We start from the raw sequence: 16,322 nt of genomic DNA, 5'->3' as shown, positions 1-16,322 counted from the left end.
CTTATACCGGGGAGTAAGATGATCTCAATCTCAATAAATCTCTTCATAAAAATCGCTGAATCCCATGATGGGAGCGGGGGAACCACCTGTTCCGGGGTGAATCCCGGGCAAGCTGTTTTGTCCGGGTAGGGTGACTCTCAACACCCGAATCCGTCAGCTAACCTCGCAAGCGTTCTGAGAGGAGGAGTGACATCGTGTTGTAGCCACGGTTTCTTTTGTGGTGCAAAAAAAGCCGCAGGAAGTCTTCCTTCTTGCGGCTTATTGTATAAGGCAAGGTGGTTATCAATATATTTCCTTACGTGATTCCAAGATCCCATAATCATCTTAATAAAAGGAAGTGAATGGCTTTGAATTATGTTTTGCGTTTTGAGGAAATGGATCGCCACAGCTTGCCGATGGCCGGGGGAAAAGGGGCCAATCTGGGAGAATTGGCCAACGCCGGATTTCCGGTACCCCCCGGGTTTTGCATCACCACCGGCGCTTACCGCCGGATCATTGACGAACGGGATGAACTCAAAGATTGGTTGGATCACTTGAATGAGCTGCAACCCGATCAGTTGGACACCATTCGTTCAATCGGACAAAAAGTGCGGGAATTTTTTGAGTCCCTGGAATTTCCCGCTGCGATAAAATCTGAAATTATCAAGGCTTGGGAGGAATCGGGAACGGAGCATGCCTATGCCGTCCGCTCCAGCGCAACGGCGGAAGACTTGCCCCATGCCTCTTTTGCCGGCCAGCAGGAATCCTACTTAAACATCAAGGGGGAAGAACCGCTTTTAAAGGCCGTCAAAAAATGCTGGGCCTCCCTTTTTACCGACCGGGCCATTGTCTACCGCCTCAAAAACGGTTTTGATCATCACTCCGTTTCCTTGGCCATTGTCGTCCAACGGATGGTCTTTCCGGACGTTTCAGGCATCCTGTTCACCGCTGACCCGGTCACGGGACACCGGCGCACGGTCTCCATCGATGCCGGTTTCGGGTTGGGGGAAGCACTGGTTTCCGGGATTGTAACCGCCGATTTGTACAAAGTGCGGGACAATGAAATCATCCAAAAACAAATTGCCAAGAAAGAAAAAGGGGTTTTTCCTCTCCCGGAAGGCGGTACCGAGGTCCGGGAACTTTCTCCGGAACTTCGCCAAAAACAGGTGCTCCCGGATGAAAAAATTCTTGCCTTGGCAGCGTTGGGGAAAAAAGTGGAAAAACATTTCGGCTCGGAACAAGATATAGAATGGTGTTTGGAAGGCGATAACCTTTACCTGCTTCAGAGCCGGCCGGTCACTTCCCTTTATCCCGTCCCTGCCGCCGGAAAAAATGAAAACTACCGGGTTTATCTGTCCATCGGCCATTCGCAAATGATGACCGATTACATGAAACCGCTCGGGATCTCGGTTTTTCAGTCACTCATTCCCTTGGATAACGAAACGACGCTTATGGAAGCCGGAGGGCGCCTTTTCTGGGATTGTTCCGGTTATCTGTTCTTAAAGCCCGTGCAGCGGAAGATTCTGCAAAGCACCCTTGCCGATGACAACATCCTGGTGCTGAAAAAAGTGATCCAAAGCAAAGATTTCAAGCGGCTCGCGCCCAAACGGGGAATCTTAAAGCACGCTTTGCGTCCGACCAAAGCGATTATGGGGATCTACAGAAACGCCATCCCCAGAATCATCCGGACCTGGTATTTTGAAGATCCAAACCGGATTGTGAAGCGGGCCTACTCCACTTTTGAACAAGATCTGGCCCGCTTCAAAAAAGAATTGTCCAAATACACCGGGGCCGTACGCATCCGGTTAATCCGGGATCATACCTTGTTCCAAACCATTCCCGATCCGTTGGCCTATACCTACACCGGAATGATCGCTCTTGCGGTAATCAAAAGCAAAATCAAAAAATGGCTGGGCGAAGAGGCTTGGGATCACGCCATCGAAAAGTCTCCCCCCGGCAATATCACCAGCGAAATGGGGCTGATGATCGGGGATTTGGCGGATGCAGCCAGACGTTATCCCGACGTGGTCCGCTATCTGGAGCAAGCAGAAGACCACAACTTTTATGAAGGGCTAAACCAAGTGGAAGGCGGTAAAGCTTTCCAAGCCGAACTGGACCGGTTCATGAAAAAGTTCGGGATGCGGGCACCCGGTGAGATCGACATCACCCGGGTCCGCTACAAAGAAGCGCCCGCCATGCTCATTCCATCCATTCTCAGCCATATGAAAAACAATGCCCCCGGGGAGCACCGCGAAAAATTTAAACAAGGGGAAAAAGAAGCACAGGAAGCCATCCGGTCTTTGCTGGAAAAAATCAAAGCAACACGCGGCGGAGCCCGGAAAGCCAGGAAACTTTCCCGGTGGATCGCCATCTTCCGGAACACGGTGGGCATCCGTGAATTGCCCAAATATATTATGATCCGCTATTTTGAGCTGTACCGGGAAGCGATTTTGGAAGAAGCGCAAAAACTGAGTGAAAAAGGTATCCTGAAACAAAAAGAGGATGTCTTTTACCTCACACTTGACGAACTGATCCAACTGTTGGAAAACCGGTTGGCCGGGGACGAAGCTATCAGACGTATCGACAGGCGCAAAGAAGAGGAAAAAGTATACCGGAATTTCACGCCTCCCCGGATCATCACCAGCGAAGGGGAAACCTTCAATGGAGGTGTGGAAAACAAAGATGCCCCGCCGGGCGCTCTGGTGGGCATTCCGGCATCAGCCGGGGTGGTGGAAGGGTATGTCAAAGTCATCCGCCGGTTGGAAGAAGGAACATTAAACAAAGGAGAGATCCTGGTCGCTCCCTACACCGATCCTGGTTGGACCCCCTTGTTCCATTCCGCCAAAGCGCTCATCACCGAAGTCGGGGGATTAATGACCCACGGATCCGTCGTTGCCCGGGAATACGGCATCCCCGCGGTCGTCAGCGTGGAAAACGCAACCCAAATCTTAAAAGATGGCCAATACATCCGTGTTGACGGAACCAACGGCTATGTCGAAATTCTGGAGGATATAAAGGAATAAAAATAAGGTTTCAACCAAGCCAAAGCCCGCTCCGGTGAAAAAGGAGCGGGCTTCTTTACAACATCCATGGACGATTATTCAATCAAGTTCAACAATTGTTCTCTGTTGATCTTCTTTTCACTTCCTGCCGGATAATGTTTCAGCAGGTATTCCTTTAAACACTTGGCCCACTCTTTTTGGTAGCCTTCTGTTTTTGCTATTTCTTTTGTAAATTCATCAATCATTTCATCATCAACGATTTCAATGGATTGTGGGACATAATTATCGTGACCATATTCAAATTTATACGCCTGCCAGATGGTATACTCCAATGCATAATTGATGCATAACCATATACTTGCCTGCTGAGAATTTTCCTCATCCACTGCATCTTCATAAAACATGGAGACTCCGCCATCTTCTTCATTGTCAAATACAGAGTAAAGATCACCGCCATCATATTTCTTCTCTTCGACCCATACCCAGCACATATCAATAGTTTTTCGGGCATCAGCGGGACCTTTGGTTACTTGATCCAAGATTTTCTCTGTTAAACTCAATAAATAAGCCACCCGAGCCTCTTCATTGATTTGGGTGTACCAACTCATGGCACCTCCTTCACCCTTTCCCGGGGGTATGAATCTGCAAATATGCAGCTTCGGCCTCTTCATTTACCTTTTCATGCCACTTCACCCTTGATGGATCGTTGACATGACTTTTAAACACATCGGAACGATTTTTTCATTTTTTAAGGACTCTGTGTGCTAAATCTTCCCAAATTAGTGCATCGTCAAGTTTTCCTGTTTCAAAGAAATGTTTAAAAGCTTGAATCATCGGATCATATTCCACCAACCATTCCTTGTTATAATCCGCTCCCACTCCTTGGGTTGTGATCATTTCAAATTCTTCATCTCGTGTTTGAACCTCAGGATTTGCCAAACAATATTGTATGCGATAATCAAATTCTATCGGGAAAAATGATACTGCGTACAGTCGGCGACCATCGATTTCATTTCCCCCGGTGACGGTCATGTCGCCAAAATCCGGGTTGGTTAAATATAAAGTATCAAAGTAATCACAACCCACTTGGTCCCCATCCACTTGATCCAAGTAACTTTTGATTTGTTTCCAATCCGGATTTTTAATCTTTTCTTTCCCGCCACCTGGCTTGAAAATAGTTAGTTCCCATTTACTCATTCGATCACCTGTTCAATCATACTTTACCGATAAGGCGATTTTTACGGCCTCTTCAAGTTTATTTTCAGCTACAAATTCCTCAATTCGCTTCGATTCTTCATCCCAATCCGGGCCATACGCATAAATGAAACGGGCAAATGAGATGATTACATCTTTGTCCAGAGATCCTAGCATGAATGCTTGGTGAAATAAGTCAAATGCCAAATCAACTCGCAATAAATACACAATTGCTGGATATGATTTAATAATGTCTTCGATTTCATCCTTGGATGCCGATGTTTCCAAATACCCCCTGATTTCGCCAATCAATGCCTCACATTTTTTCTCCAACAGTGGATATTTTCTCAAATCAATGTCATATTCTTCAGATTCAGTGATTTCCAGCAGTCTTTTTAATCGGGTGTACAGACAGTTCATCTATTATTTTCCCCCATTTACAAATCCGCTTGCATTTTTAACCAAGCCAAAGGCCTGCTTCGGTGAAAAAGAACAAGCCTCACTTATACTTCTATTCAATCATACATTTATACAATCAAAGCCAACAATTCTTCTCTTTTGATTTGCTCGTCACTTCCGGCTGGGTAATTTTTAAGCAAGTGCTCTTTTAAACGCCGGGACCACTCTTCTTGGTAGCCTTCTGTTTTTTTGATTTCTTCCATAAACTGAATATAGGTGGAATCGTCATTGACGGATTCGAGTTCTTGCGGACCATGATGTTCCTTGTTTTCAAATATTAATGCTTGCTTTAAGGTATAAGATACGGCAAAGAACAAACACCAATACGCCGATTCCGCTTGCAAATCATCTTGGAAGACACCGTCCAAAGTTGAAAGAACATAAAAACCCTCGTCTTCATCCGTCAGTCCATCATACATGGCATAAGAATCATGCATCTTCGCCTCAACCCATTCCCAACAAAGATTGATGGATTTTCTGATAACCGCATCCCAATCATCACCAAAATCCAATGGTTCCGATATTTTTTCTGACAACGTTAAATAATAAGCGGCTTTTGCATCCATGTTTACTTTCTGATACCATTTCCCCATCAAGATCCCCCGTCACATTGATAATTTTCAAAATCCACATTCTCCAGAAAGCCAATCTGATTTTAAAGGATTCGGTCAAATCCATCCATGATTTCCAAAAATTCATAAACGGTTTCCCAAGTTGGATTGGAAAAAACTTTGAATTTATCTTGAATGCTTAATCCTCCATCGTCTTTATGAAATTAACTTCAACAATTCTTCTCTTTTGATTTGCTTATCACTTCTGGCAGGGTAATTTTTTAGCAAGTATTCTTTTAAGCGTTCAGACCATTCTTCTTGATAACCATGAATTCGCTTTATTTTTGCCATAAAATCCATTTCAATCGATTCATCACTCACCAAGTCAAGGATTTGCGGAAGATAATCTTTCTTTTCATACTTATAAGCTTGCCACATTATGTAACAAATTGCTTCCAGAATCGTATGGAGAATGAGCATGAATTGCGGGCTTTCCGCCACTTCCTTCTCTCCTTCAATAAAAATGAGTCCGTCTTCTTCGTCATCAAACTGATAATACAGATCATCTGCACCATACTTTTTCCCTTCAACCCATTCCCAACACATATCCATCATGTTCCGAATCAATTGATGCCACGGGTAACTTCTTGTCAAAACCAATATCTTTTCCGATAAGCACAGTACATAAGCTGCTTTTGCATCCTCACTGAGATGTTCATACCAAGCGATGGCAAGTCCCGCCTTTCCAACTTTTAGAATTCCAAACATGATACCGGTCAAGCGGTCATCGGAGGGACGATGAGAGCTGGTGGAATCATGGGAAGAGAAGTTGTTCGGAGAGTGATCCGAAAAGGATAACCACCCTTCCCTTCCAAATTTTCCGATGGGCATGCGCTAAGAAAAATCAAAGAAAGAGATGAGCCAACCTTTTTTCATCGCATAGGACCTGAAAAAGTGTATGGATTTTTTCTATAAGTTTTCGCCAAATTCGGATCATACAAAAAAGTGTTCATGATGGTCAACGCGTTATGAAAATTTACTTTCCCTTTTTCCATGATGAACTTTAAATCAACACCTTCAACATTAAAATTAGATATGCTCCGATCCTTCATCCACTGATCCATCGTTTCCTGAAGCAGATCGTCCAATTTTTTCAGGTTTTCTATGATAAAGGATGTTTTCGATTCCTCAATTCCTTCTTCTTCAATCAAAACAGATTTAAGTTGATTTTCATCAAAACTCAGCAAAAGTTCTCCCTCCTAAGCTAACTTTCAAGATAATAAAATAAAAAATCATCCAAAATATAAGTATAATTAATTATAGTTTAAAAAATCAGGAGGTAAACAAATGCTTGAATTCAATGAGAGAAAATTAATCAGAGTTTTAAAGAGAAGGATGGCATAATCATGAAATTAAAGCGATGATATCTCTTTTAGACAAGGTGACGGATCGGCTTCAAAAGCCTTTTAATGAATGGCTGGATCATCAAGCCGTCTCTGATGAACCACTGGTTGAAGGGTTGAGTATACGAACCATCATGAAGTTGCGGAAGTGCCATTTTTTGAATACTTTGACGATCCACTTGGCAAAGCAATATAAAAACCTTTTTCAAAGCGTGGAGATAAATGAATAAAGCGAACAAAGAATTGGTTTCATGATTGAACTGAAGATTGAGTAAACTCAACGCCAAAAAGAAATCCGCCTGCGACTATTCAATTAAAAGAAGAGGCGGAAAAGCGGAAGTAAATAGGGATGTTTATGAAAGACTTTCTGGTCTTCGACAAGTGCTAATCAAATCGAGATAAGTAGGAGCAGAAGGATTTGGAAAATCAACCGGACCTCATGATGAACATTGTGTTTGCCCAAAGAAGGAATTTAAGAGCAAGGTGGAACAACCCAGGCAGCACAATCGATACAGATTCTTCCAAATTAGAAATATCAAATTTTTTTCAGATCAGTTTCAACAACTCTTCTCTTTTAATCTTCTTGCCGCTTCCGACTGGGTGGTTTTTAAGCAAATATTCCTTTAAACGTTCGGACCATTCTTCCTGGCAGCCATCCACTTCTCTGATTTTTTCCATAAAGAGCTCGATGGATTGATCACTTTCGCTTTCCAGCATGGGGGAAAATAATCTTGCTCTGTTTGATAAGCTTTCCATATCACATAACAAATGCCGTCAAATATGCAGAAAAACAGAGATTTTAGTGCAGGATTATCAACCACTCCCGGATAGTGCTCAATGAAAACCAGTGCATCATCTTCATCAGCAAACACGTCATAAATCTCCACCGCACTGTATTTACGATGTTCAACCCATTCCCAGCACATATCCATCACGTTCCGAATCAGGCGATGCCATGAGTAATTTCTTGTCAAAACCAACATCTTTTCCGATAAGCACAATACATAAGCCGCTTTTGCATCCTCACTGAGATGTTTTTACCATGCGATGGCAAATCCCGCCTTTCCAACTTTTTAAATTCTCGAAGAAAAGTCTCACATCACTCTGATTATTTCCTTATTGGATATATAACTTATGACAGGATTCCCCTTCAAGGTGATCAAGCCAAAACGAAAACCCGCTCTTTTTTACCGGTGCGGGCCGTTTTATCATCGAAACAACGTCCATGGATTTATGAAATCAACTTCAACAATTCATCTCTTTTGATCTTCTTGTCACTTCCGGTCGGGTGATTTTCCAACAGGTACTCTTTTAAGCGTTCGGACCATTCTTCTTTATACCCATTTACCTTTTTTATTTTCTGGTTAAACTCTTCATCCATAAATTCATCATCATTAATTCCAACGGGTTGTGGAAATGCTTCCCCTTTCATTTCATACGCCTGGCGGGCAGTATATAACACAGCATCAACCGCACACGACCAAATCAGTTCTGCTTGAGGACCGTATGCATTATCAGCTGCAAAAGACATTCCTTCAATATAAATCAATCCATCTTCCTCCTCATTATCTGCTGTTTCATAAAGATCATCGCCACTGTACTGTTTTTCTTCCACCCACTTCCAACACTTATCAACCGCCTCTCTGACCATCTTAAACCAATCATAGTTTTCAATCTCACTCATATGTTTTTCCACCAAAGCCAAAGCATAAGCTGCCTTTGCATCTGACCTGACATTATTCACCCATTCTATCCATTTCATTAAATATCCCTCCATTGCATTTGCATTATAAACAGAGTATGTCATTCAAGCTATTTAAAAGGTGATATGCAGTATCATTCCTCAAACCGTTGATTCATGGCAGATATCATGCTTTCTCGATGAACTTCCTTGTGATTCTCTTTCGGGGAATGTGCCAAACTCTGCTTATAAAAATTCCGGTTGATCATTCTTCCCAGATATCTTCTCCCAAGATAAAATCTGCAACGGAATAAGTTTTTAAATTCTTTCAAAATATAAAGTTCTTTATTTCGTCGCAATATTTACTAGTCAACCCACTTCAATTTATCCGTTAGATTTCCGGAATTATAAAATTCTTCAAATGCAATAATAGCCGTGTTTAAAGGAACAAGCAAACGCTGTGGAAAATCAATGCCTGTTTGTTGGCAGCTAATATATTCATACTCATCTATATTTTTCACCCTCATATTTTCCACTACCAAATGAATGGAATTGTTCTCCGGACTGTATTGAACAGCATAAAGGCGTCGGCCTTTTATCTCATTTCCTCCCATTAAAGTTAACTCCCCTTTGCCAACCACCTTTAATCCAATTAAATCAATGTTTATTCCATCAACTTGTTTCATCACTTTTTTTACTTGATCCCAAGATGGATTTTCCATTAATGTTGAGCCTGTTTCGTTATAAATATGGAGTTGAATATTGTTCATTTTCATCACCAAGACTTTCTTAATTTTTCTTTATCTACTTTTAAGATTTCAGACCCGCTCGGGATGATAACTTCCAGTTCTTCCAAACCAACTTCGACCATCATTTGACGTACATTTCTTTTGCATGATATTTAGCAGCCCAGTTGGTTCCTTTTTGTTTAGGCAGCCTTGAATCCATTCATTCCTAATCCCTTTCTTGATATTTTTTTGGATTATCATCTCCCCAACCATTTCGCCGCCAAATTCGTTTCCCATCCACTTCCAATACCGCTGATCAATTCAAAAACGAAAACCCGCTCCATATTAACGGTGCGGGTCTTTTTATGATCACCAAAACAGAATTATGAAATCAATTTCAACAATTCTTCTTTCTTGATCTTCTTTCCACTGCCTGCCGGGTGGTTTTTAAGCAGGTACTCTCTTAAGCGTTCCGCCCATTCTTCCTGATAGCCGTCTACTTTCACTATTTTTTCCATGAACCAATCAATTACTTCATCATCTGTCATTTCTATCGCCTGTGGAACATATTCTTCCTCTTCATATTCATAAGCCTGCCATGTAACATAAAACGCCGCCTGTGTTACACAAAACCACAGCGCCTTTTCTTGAGGGTCCGGTTGATCATCGACAAACGCCACCCCTTTGATATGTGCTAATCCATCCACATCATTGTCTATTTTCAAATAAAGTTCATCTCCACTATGCTTTTTCTCTTCCAGCCATTCCCAACACATATCCATGGTTCTTCTGGCCAAGCCATACCATTTATAATTTTCTATTTTATGCATGATTTTCTCTGTTAATGTCAGCAGAAAAGCCACTTTTGCTTCTGAACTCACATTCTCAATCCATTCCATCCCAGGAAACCTCCTGATTTTCATTCAATATATTTACCATTTTTCAATCTAAAGAATTGTCTTCCAACAGCTTTTTTTCCTTCTACTATTTCCGATGTAACTACTATTTCAAGCTTAGGATACATCTTGCTAAATTCCAAGAATATACCGCTCTTTGCATCAGGGTTTGTAATTCCCGCAATACATGCCGGACATGCTCCTCTAGGGTTTGATTGATGGATATATAGCTTTCCAGATACTTCTTTTGGATTTAATTTAGCCTCTTTTACTGCAGCTTCAAATTCAGCCATGACATATTCTTCAGCATGTCTAGACATTTGCGGACTATCAAACGGTGACTTAATTGATCTGTTTGGATATTTTTCATCCAAAGGAACTAACCCGGCTTCTTTTGATGCTTTTTTTATGGCACCAGGCGAAGCACCTTTAAACAATCGATCTTCCAATCCTTTAACATCTGTTCTGGCAACAGCAAGGGTATGTTTATTATGACCTACTTTTCCTCTCAAATTTTTCAAGTCTTCTTTCAGAATGTCTGTTATGCCTGAATAATCACATTTAATATTTGTCGCCAAGAACAAAGCATGGTACCCTCTGGTTGGCTGTACAGCAAAACAATCGTCAACTTTGTTGAAAATATTTTTGACAATCGGGGTTTTGGCCAGAACCGGTTCCAATTGCTGAACAGCTTTATTGATCGCTGGTTGGGCAAAGTGAACCACGGCGACGGAGCCGGCTCCAAACAGTCCTGCCAAAAAGGCATTTTTCCAATTGATCTTCCGCCCATGCAGGATATCGTCTGTCACACTGGTTCCGGCACCCTCGACCGATCCGAGGAATCCGCCTTTGCCAAACACTTTTTGCAGAGGTGCCGGCAATTTGGAGACCAGTTTCTGTCCTCCTTGCAGAACAGACCCCAAGACTTTGGAATTCTTGGCACCCATGATCAGCTTTTGCCCGATGCCGCTCGTCAATGCCCGGGAAGCTCCTGCCGTGATACCTCCTCCAACCAATCCCAAAATGCCGCCAATGGCCGCCTCCAAGAAAGTGTTCTTATTAATCCCGCCATTTAAAACGGCACTGACCAAGAAGGATATACCCATTCCCCACAAAATGGCCGCACCCAATCCAGACGTGAGCGGAAAAAGACATAATACAACACCAACCACTAAAACGACGGCAAAAGCAATATATTCTTTATATTTTTTCACCCATTCCCAAGCCGATGACAGCGTATCAATCACAACTTCTGCCATTTTGGAGCAAATCTCGGCGAACCAATCCCAAAAGGCAGCCGCTTTCTCTTTGGTCCATTCCCATGCTCCTGAAATTTTGTCCCCGAACCAATCTCCAACCTTTGACAATGATTCGGTAAACTTATCCACAATTCCTTTCTTTTTTTCAACCGGAGGGGATGAGACCGGTTGTTCCTTCTGAACCGGGTCTTTTTGTTCGAATTGATCGAAATCTTCGTTAATTTCAGGAATATTAATTCCCCCGTCAGCATGTACAAGGTCATGAACCCAGAAGGCTGTTCCCACCGAGACGATCAGCAACAAAAGGAGAAACCGTACAAAATATTTTCCCATATCTTCGACGGGTACGAAAATCCGTAACCCCGTTTCCTCCTTTCTTATTTCTCTAAATACATTGTACAGGAAACAATTAATAATTTTAAAAAGTATTATTCTCCTTGGCAATTATATTTATATATAAATTTTTATAAATAGTGCATGAATTTGTTGATGACAATTGCGATAAAAAATAAGCCGAAATAAACCTGCTTATTGCAGGAAGGTTCAATCATTGGACTAAATTGCTGTTGCACGGTTTAAAGGTCACTTCTGTATAGCAAAGATCCGTCAATTAAAAACCATGGAAAAAAATAAATCCCACTCTGTTGAAGAAGGAGCGGGATTCTTTTCATTTATGCAATCAACTTCAACAACTCTTCTCTTTGGATCTTCTTGTCACTGCCCGCCGGGTGATTTTTCAGCAGGTACTCTTTTAAACGTTCGGCCCATTCTTCTTGGCAGCCGTCTATTTTTGTTATCTTTTCTGTAAACTCCTGAATCGACAAATCACTTTCGCTTTCAAAATACTGTGGCACTGATTTCTCCCCTTCGTATTGATACGCTTTCCAAATGGCATAACAAAAACCGTCAAATATACAGAAACAAAGATATTTTAATTGTGGATTGGATTTAACTTCCGGGTAACACTCTATGTAAACCATCGCATCATCTTCATCGTCAAATTCATAATAGATATCATCGGCACTATGTTTTTTCTCCTCCACCCATTCCCAACACATCTTCAATAATCTCCGAATAAGTCTGTACCATTCATAATCTTTTGTTTGTTCCGCAATCTCTTCTGTCAAAGACAATACATAAGCCACTTTGGCATCGTCAGTTATGTTTTCATACCAAATCATCATGAGCCCCTCCTCAACCAGGATTATAAAAACAAATTCCGCTCCGGTTAAGAGAGCGGAATTCTTTTCATTTATACAATCAACCTCAACAATTCTTCTCTTTGGTTCTCTTTGTCACTTCCGGCCGGGTGATTTTTCAGCAGGTACTCTTTTAAGCGTTTGAACCATTCTTCTTGGCAGCCGTTTACTTTTCGGATATTTTGCATAAACGCTTTCTCCATATATTCATCATCAATGGGTTGTATTTCCTGAGGGGCTTCATGTTCTCTTTTTTCAAAGAGGAGTGCTTGCTTTACGGTATAAGAAACAGCCAAAAAAAGGCACCAATAGATAAATTCTTCCTGCGAGCCTTCTTCGAAATCGTCATATTCCAGTCCAATAATATAAAATCCCTTATCTTCATCAGCCAATTCCAAGTACATGAGATAGGAATCACCCTTTTTATTCTCTGTCCACTCCCAACACATATCCATGGATTTTCTCACAGTGGAAAACCAGTCATATCCGGCTAATTTATCGAGGACCTTCTCAGATAAGACCAAATAATAAGCCGCTTTCGCATCCATATTTACTTTCTTATACCATTTCTCCATCTTAATCCTCCGATTTATTAAAATCCCGTCACTCCCTGTCGTCTTTGTCCCTGCAAAGTCCCATGATCTTTTTCACTTGTTCCATGTCCATGTGTTCACGGATCCATTGCGCCAGCAAAGAGTAAATCTTTTCCCTTTCTTCCCTTCTTCGTTTCATCGTTTGTTTCCGTTTTGGCAACCCTTTTTTCAAGTGGAGATGGCAGATCCAATGCACGGTAAAGGAAGGATTGTCAAAAACGCCGTGAAGTCCGGTTCCCCACACTTCTCCGTCTTCGGAAACCGCGCCGTCGAACCGGCCGTCGGACAGCTCAAACAGTGGAGAAACTCCCGCGGCTTTCCGGGGGCGGGCGGAATGAATCTCATATCCTTCCACCGGGTCCGGTCCTCCCCAAGCGGCCAAAGGTTTTGCTTGGCTCCGGCTGGTTGGTGTGTTGAAATTCCATTGTATTTCCATGGGAAGAAGCCCCAAACCGGCCTCTTCGCGTTCGGACTCACAATCAGGATAAACCCATTTCGTCCCCAACATGGGAAAGCCTCCGCCGATCCCGATAACCGAACTTCCTTGTATTTTTAACACCCGGATTTTTTCTTCCAGTCCGGTCTTTTTCAGCCAGGCAAAATCTTCTTTCGGATTTTCCGTCCCGGGCAGAATGATGACATCTGGTCTTCCCAGTTCCCGGGCCGCTTTTACAAACCGGACAGACAAATCCGGATGATCCATGAGCGGGGAAAAATCCGTGAAGTTGGCAATACGGGGAAAACGGATCACGGCCACATCCAGATCGGCCGTTTCTTTTTGGTTTCCTTTTAACGCCAGTTCGGTGAGCGACAGGGAATCTTCCGGATCGATGCCAACCTCCACATAAGGAAGGACACCCAAAACCGGGATCCCGGTTCGCTGTTCCAGCCATCGGATTCCCGGTTCCAATAATGATTTGTCTCCACGGAATTTATTGATGATGATGCCTTTCACCCGCCGCCGCTCGTCCGGCTCCAGCAATTCCAAGGTGCCCACAACCGAAGCGAACATGCCCCCGCGGTCAATGTCGGCGATCAGCAAAACCGGCGCATCCGCCATCCGGGCCGTCCACATGTTCGCGATATCCCGCTCTTTCAAATTAATCTCCGCCGGACTCCCTGCTCCTTCCATCACCAGAATGTCATAATCCCGGGATAACCGGTTCAACGACTGTTGAACGGAAGCCAGAATCGAATCCAGTTCATGATGGAACGAACCGGCACGGAGTTCGGCAAAACGGCGCCCGTGCAAAATCACTTCCGACACCATTTCTCCTGTGGGCTTCAGAAGTACCGGGTTCATATCGACCGTGGGTTCAATTCCCGCCGCCTCCGCCTGAATGCCCTGTGCCCGGCCGATTTCCCCTCCATCCCGTGTCACATACGAATTTAAAGCCATGTTTTGCGACTTAAACGGAGCCACCCGAAAACCTTCTTCAAAAAAATAACGGCAAAAAGCCGTGCATATCACACTTTTTCCGACATCGGAAGCCGTTCCTTGCAGCATGATGGCCTTCATCTTGTTACACCTCTCTTTTGCGATCATGTTTCGTTTCATTATTGCACATTTTCATTCTTTTTCCCTTTTATAAAACGATGCTCTCTTCGCTCCCGCCAATGAAAACTGTGACGGCACTGAATGTGCAAAGAAAAAAAGTCCCCCAACGCAAGCCGGCATATTGATCCGAAAATCCGTAATCGGCCGAGAAAACCGGCTGCAGAAAAAAAGCATTTCCTCAACCCTGTTGAAGAAATGCTTTTCATTGTTATTGCTATGGAAGGCATTTGATTGCCATCGATTCAACGGGCAAACCCTTTTGATATCGTTCGATAAAAGCTTCATACCCGGAAACTCCTTCAGGCTCCGGAGATAAGATGGTGCTTTCAAGGTTTGCAAAAACTTCCCGGTCCAAAAAGTCCTCCAAATTTTGATACCGATCTTTTCGTTTGGCGAAAATCGCGAGCAAAGCCATCCCCCAAGCTCCGCCTTCCCCCGCTGTACTCATTACTGCAATTGGGGTATTCAAAGCGTTGGCCAGAACTTGCTGGGCAATGCCCGGCGTTTTAAACAGACCTCCTTGGGCGATAAAGAATTTTGTTTCGATTTGCTCTTCCTTTTTCAGAATATCCATCCCGATTTTTAACGGGGCCAAGGCTGCATACAACTGTGCCAGAACAAAATTTGGCAAGGTAAACGCGCTGTCGGGATTCCTGACAAAAAGCGGGCGTCCGGCAGGCATTCTGGTAATATTTTCCCCCGACAAATAACTGTAATTGACCAATCCCCCCGCATCGCAATCCGCCTTGGCTGCAGCCTGAAACAATGTTTCATATAATTTATTCGTATTTATATCCACACCCAGGCATTCTGCAAACTCTTTAAACAGATTGGCCCAAGCATCAATATCCGATGAGCAATTGTTCGTATGGATCATTGCCACAGGGGTGCCATCAGGTGTCATGACGATGTCGACATCTCTGTAAACTTTTTTCAATGGTTTATCCAAAACAATCATGGAAAAAGCGGAGGTTCCGACTGATATATTTCCTGTCCGTTTACGAACACTGTTGGTGCTGACCATCCCGGTTCCGGCATCCCCCTCCGGAGGAACCATCAAACTGCCCTCTTGGAGCTTGCCGCCGGCATCCAGCAACCGTGCCCCTTCCTTGGTCAATCTCCCTGCGTACTCACCTGCTTTTAAAACTTCCGGCAAAATCTCTTTGATTTTCCATGGGTAAAACGTCACATTTTCCAAACTCTCAAATCGTTTTAAAAAATCGGCAGAATAAGTTCCGGTAACTTCGTCTACGGGGAAAACCCCCGAAGCATCCCCGATTCCCAACACCTTTTTTCCGGACAGTTTCCAGTGAACATAACCAGCCAAGGTTGTAATAAAATGAATGTCTTTTACATGAGGCTCTTTGTTTAAGATGGCTTGATACAGATGGGCAATACTCCATCGTTCCGGAATATTAAATTGAAACAAGTCGGTTAATTGGTTTGCGGCTTGTTCCGTGATGTTATTACGCCAAGTTCGAAACGGGGTTAACAATTCTCCGTTTTTCGAAAAAGCCAAATATCCGTGCATCATGGCACTGACACCGATGGCGCCGATCTTGGTGAGCGTGACCTGGTACTTGCTCCGGACTTCTTCGGCAAGCTGCGCATAACTGCTTCGAATTCCTTCCCATACTTCATCCAATGCATACGTCCAAATTCCATTTTCAAATTTATTCTCCCAGACATAACTACCCGTCGCAATAGTATGAAAATCATCCGTCACCAGTACGGCTTTGATACGCGTCGATCCCAATTCAATGCCTAACGTGACATCCCCTTGTCGAATGGCCTCAGAAACTTTAACCAAGTTCACTTCA

16 protein-coding genes, 1 pseudogene and 1 riboswitch are annotated in these 16,322 nt (G+C 43.2%); of the genes and pseudogenes, 1 reads left to right on the top strand and 16 read right to left on the bottom strand.

Annotated features, from left to right (window positions below):
- The first annotated feature begins 43 nt into the window (after nucleotides 1–43).
- Nucleotides 44–186, top strand: a riboswitch (cyclic di-AMP (ydaO/yuaA leader).
- A gap of 155 nt (nucleotides 187–341) precedes the next feature.
- Complete coding sequence (locus tag I8U21_RS11965; RefSeq protein ID WP_198053989.1) at nucleotides 342–3,002, top strand: phosphoenolpyruvate synthase; 2,661 nt, start codon at nucleotides 342–344, stop codon at nucleotides 3,000–3,002.
- Between the two features lie 74 nt (nucleotides 3,003–3,076).
- On the opposite strand, the gene I8U21_RS11960 is transcribed toward I8U21_RS11965, so the two are convergent.
- The 16 genes and pseudogenes from I8U21_RS11960 to I8U21_RS11885 form a co-directional block, all read right to left on the bottom strand.
- Complete coding sequence (locus tag I8U21_RS11960; RefSeq protein WP_181731911.1) at nucleotides 3,077–3,589, bottom strand: Imm6 family immunity protein; 513 nt, start codon at nucleotides 3,587–3,589, stop codon at nucleotides 3,077–3,079.
- Between the two features lie 133 nt (nucleotides 3,590–3,722).
- Nucleotides 3,723–4,178, bottom strand: coding sequence for a hypothetical protein (locus I8U21_RS11955; protein ID WP_037993717.1), 456 nt, complete (start codon nucleotides 4,176–4,178; stop codon nucleotides 3,723–3,725).
- A 12-nt stretch (nucleotides 4,179–4,190) separates the two neighbouring features.
- Nucleotides 4,191–4,595, bottom strand: coding sequence for a hypothetical protein (locus I8U21_RS11950; RefSeq protein ID WP_181731912.1), 405 nt, complete (start codon nucleotides 4,593–4,595; stop codon nucleotides 4,191–4,193).
- A 107-nt stretch (nucleotides 4,596–4,702) separates the two neighbouring features.
- A complete protein-coding gene (locus tag I8U21_RS11945; protein WP_037993721.1) occupies nucleotides 4,703–5,227 on the bottom strand; it encodes an Imm6 family immunity protein in 525 nt (174 codons plus the stop codon).
- A gap of 174 nt (nucleotides 5,228–5,401) precedes the next feature.
- Nucleotides 5,402–5,953, bottom strand: a complete 552-nt coding sequence (locus tag I8U21_RS11940; RefSeq protein WP_165489700.1) for an Imm6 family immunity protein — start codon at nucleotides 5,951–5,953, stop codon at nucleotides 5,402–5,404.
- A 164-nt stretch (nucleotides 5,954–6,117) separates the two neighbouring features.
- Nucleotides 6,118–6,432, bottom strand: coding sequence for a hypothetical protein (locus tag I8U21_RS11935; protein ID WP_181731914.1), 315 nt, complete (start codon nucleotides 6,430–6,432; stop codon nucleotides 6,118–6,120).
- A gap of 185 nt (nucleotides 6,433–6,617) precedes the next feature.
- Nucleotides 6,618–6,875 carry a hypothetical protein gene (locus I8U21_RS11930; RefSeq protein ID WP_198053987.1) on the bottom strand — a complete coding sequence of 86 codons (258 nt, stop codon included), beginning with the start codon at nucleotides 6,873–6,875 and terminating at the stop codon, nucleotides 6,618–6,620.
- 336 nt (nucleotides 6,876–7,211) lie between these two features.
- Nucleotides 7,212–7,595 (bottom strand): annotated as a pseudogene (locus I8U21_RS11925) (Imm6 family immunity protein); the annotation flags it as partial.
- Nucleotides 7,596–7,819: 224 nt separating this feature from the next.
- On the bottom strand, nucleotides 7,820–8,350 hold the full coding sequence (locus I8U21_RS11920) for an Imm6 family immunity protein (protein WP_049719829.1): 531 nt from the start codon (nucleotides 8,348–8,350) through the stop codon (nucleotides 7,820–7,822).
- 284 nt (nucleotides 8,351–8,634) lie between these two features.
- A complete protein-coding gene (locus I8U21_RS11915) occupies nucleotides 8,635–9,045 on the bottom strand; it encodes a hypothetical protein (RefSeq protein WP_049719827.1) in 411 nt (136 codons plus the stop codon).
- Nucleotides 9,046–9,380: 335 nt separating this feature from the next.
- On the bottom strand, nucleotides 9,381–9,896 hold the full coding sequence (locus I8U21_RS11910; protein ID WP_198053986.1) for an Imm6 family immunity protein: 516 nt from the start codon (nucleotides 9,894–9,896) through the stop codon (nucleotides 9,381–9,383).
- 20 nt (nucleotides 9,897–9,916) lie between these two features.
- Complete coding sequence (locus I8U21_RS11905; RefSeq protein ID WP_198053985.1) at nucleotides 9,917–11,485, bottom strand: hypothetical protein; 1,569 nt, start codon at nucleotides 11,483–11,485, stop codon at nucleotides 9,917–9,919.
- 338 nt (nucleotides 11,486–11,823) lie between these two features.
- On the bottom strand, nucleotides 11,824–12,333 hold the full coding sequence (locus I8U21_RS11900; RefSeq protein WP_049719825.1) for an Imm6 family immunity protein: 510 nt from the start codon (nucleotides 12,331–12,333) through the stop codon (nucleotides 11,824–11,826).
- A gap of 71 nt (nucleotides 12,334–12,404) precedes the next feature.
- Nucleotides 12,405–12,926, bottom strand: a complete 522-nt coding sequence (locus tag I8U21_RS11895) for an Imm6 family immunity protein (RefSeq protein WP_198053984.1) — start codon at nucleotides 12,924–12,926, stop codon at nucleotides 12,405–12,407.
- A gap of 28 nt (nucleotides 12,927–12,954) precedes the next feature.
- Nucleotides 12,955–14,463, bottom strand: a complete 1,509-nt coding sequence (locus I8U21_RS11890; protein WP_198053983.1) for a cobyric acid synthase — start codon at nucleotides 14,461–14,463, stop codon at nucleotides 12,955–12,957.
- Between the two features lie 253 nt (nucleotides 14,464–14,716).
- Complete coding sequence (locus tag I8U21_RS11885; RefSeq protein WP_198053982.1) at nucleotides 14,717–16,318, bottom strand: xylulokinase; 1,602 nt, start codon at nucleotides 16,316–16,318, stop codon at nucleotides 14,717–14,719.
- Nucleotides 16,319–16,322 lie beyond the last annotated feature (4 nt).

It is taken from the genome of Thermoactinomyces sp. CICC 23799 (assembly GCF_016055145.1).
Classification (GTDB): Bacteria; Bacillota; Bacilli; order Thermoactinomycetales; family Thermoactinomycetaceae; genus Thermoactinomyces; species Thermoactinomyces intermedius.
The sequence above is the reverse complement of the archived record's forward strand: the minus strand, read 5'-3'. Positions and strand labels throughout refer to the sequence as shown.

What these genes read in the sequence shown, in the direction of transcription:
- I8U21_RS11900 (WP_049719825.1), bottom strand. Translation starts at nt 12,333, where the DNA reads ATGATTTGGTATGAAAACATAACTGACGATGCCAAAGTGGCTTATGTA.
- I8U21_RS11955 (WP_037993717.1), bottom strand. Translation starts at nt 4,178, where the DNA reads ATGAGTAAATGGGAACTAACTATTTTCAAGCCAGGTGGCGGGAAAGAA.
- I8U21_RS11905 (WP_198053985.1), bottom strand. Translation starts at nt 11,485, where the DNA reads ATGGGAAAATATTTTGTACGGTTTCTCCTTTTGTTGCTGATCGTCTCG.
- I8U21_RS11890 (WP_198053983.1), bottom strand. Translation starts at nt 14,463, where the DNA reads ATGAAGGCCATCATGCTGCAAGGAACGGCTTCCGATGTCGGAAAAAGT.
- I8U21_RS11940 (WP_165489700.1), bottom strand. Translation starts at nt 5,953, where the DNA reads ATGTTTGGAATTCTAAAAGTTGGAAAGGCGGGACTTGCCATCGCTTGG.
- I8U21_RS11945 (WP_037993721.1), bottom strand. Translation starts at nt 5,227, where the DNA reads ATGGGGAAATGGTATCAGAAAGTAAACATGGATGCAAAAGCCGCTTAT.
- I8U21_RS11950 (WP_181731912.1), bottom strand. Translation starts at nt 4,595, where the DNA reads ATGAACTGTCTGTACACCCGATTAAAAAGACTGCTGGAAATCACTGAA.
- I8U21_RS11895 (WP_198053984.1), bottom strand. Translation starts at nt 12,926, where the DNA reads ATGGAGAAATGGTATAAGAAAGTAAATATGGATGCGAAAGCGGCTTAT.
- I8U21_RS11960 (WP_181731911.1), bottom strand. Translation starts at nt 3,589, where the DNA reads ATGAGTTGGTACACCCAAATCAATGAAGAGGCTCGGGTGGCTTATTTA.
- I8U21_RS11965 (WP_198053989.1), top strand. Translation starts at nt 342, where the DNA reads ATGGCTTTGAATTATGTTTTGCGTTTTGAGGAAATGGATCGCCACAGC.
- I8U21_RS11910 (WP_198053986.1), bottom strand. Translation starts at nt 9,896, where the DNA reads ATGGAATGGATTGAGAATGTGAGTTCAGAAGCAAAAGTGGCTTTTCTG.
- I8U21_RS11915 (WP_049719827.1), bottom strand. Translation starts at nt 9,045, where the DNA reads ATGAAAATGAACAATATTCAACTCCATATTTATAACGAAACAGGCTCA.
- I8U21_RS11920 (WP_049719829.1), bottom strand. Translation starts at nt 8,350, where the DNA reads ATGAAATGGATAGAATGGGTGAATAATGTCAGGTCAGATGCAAAGGCA.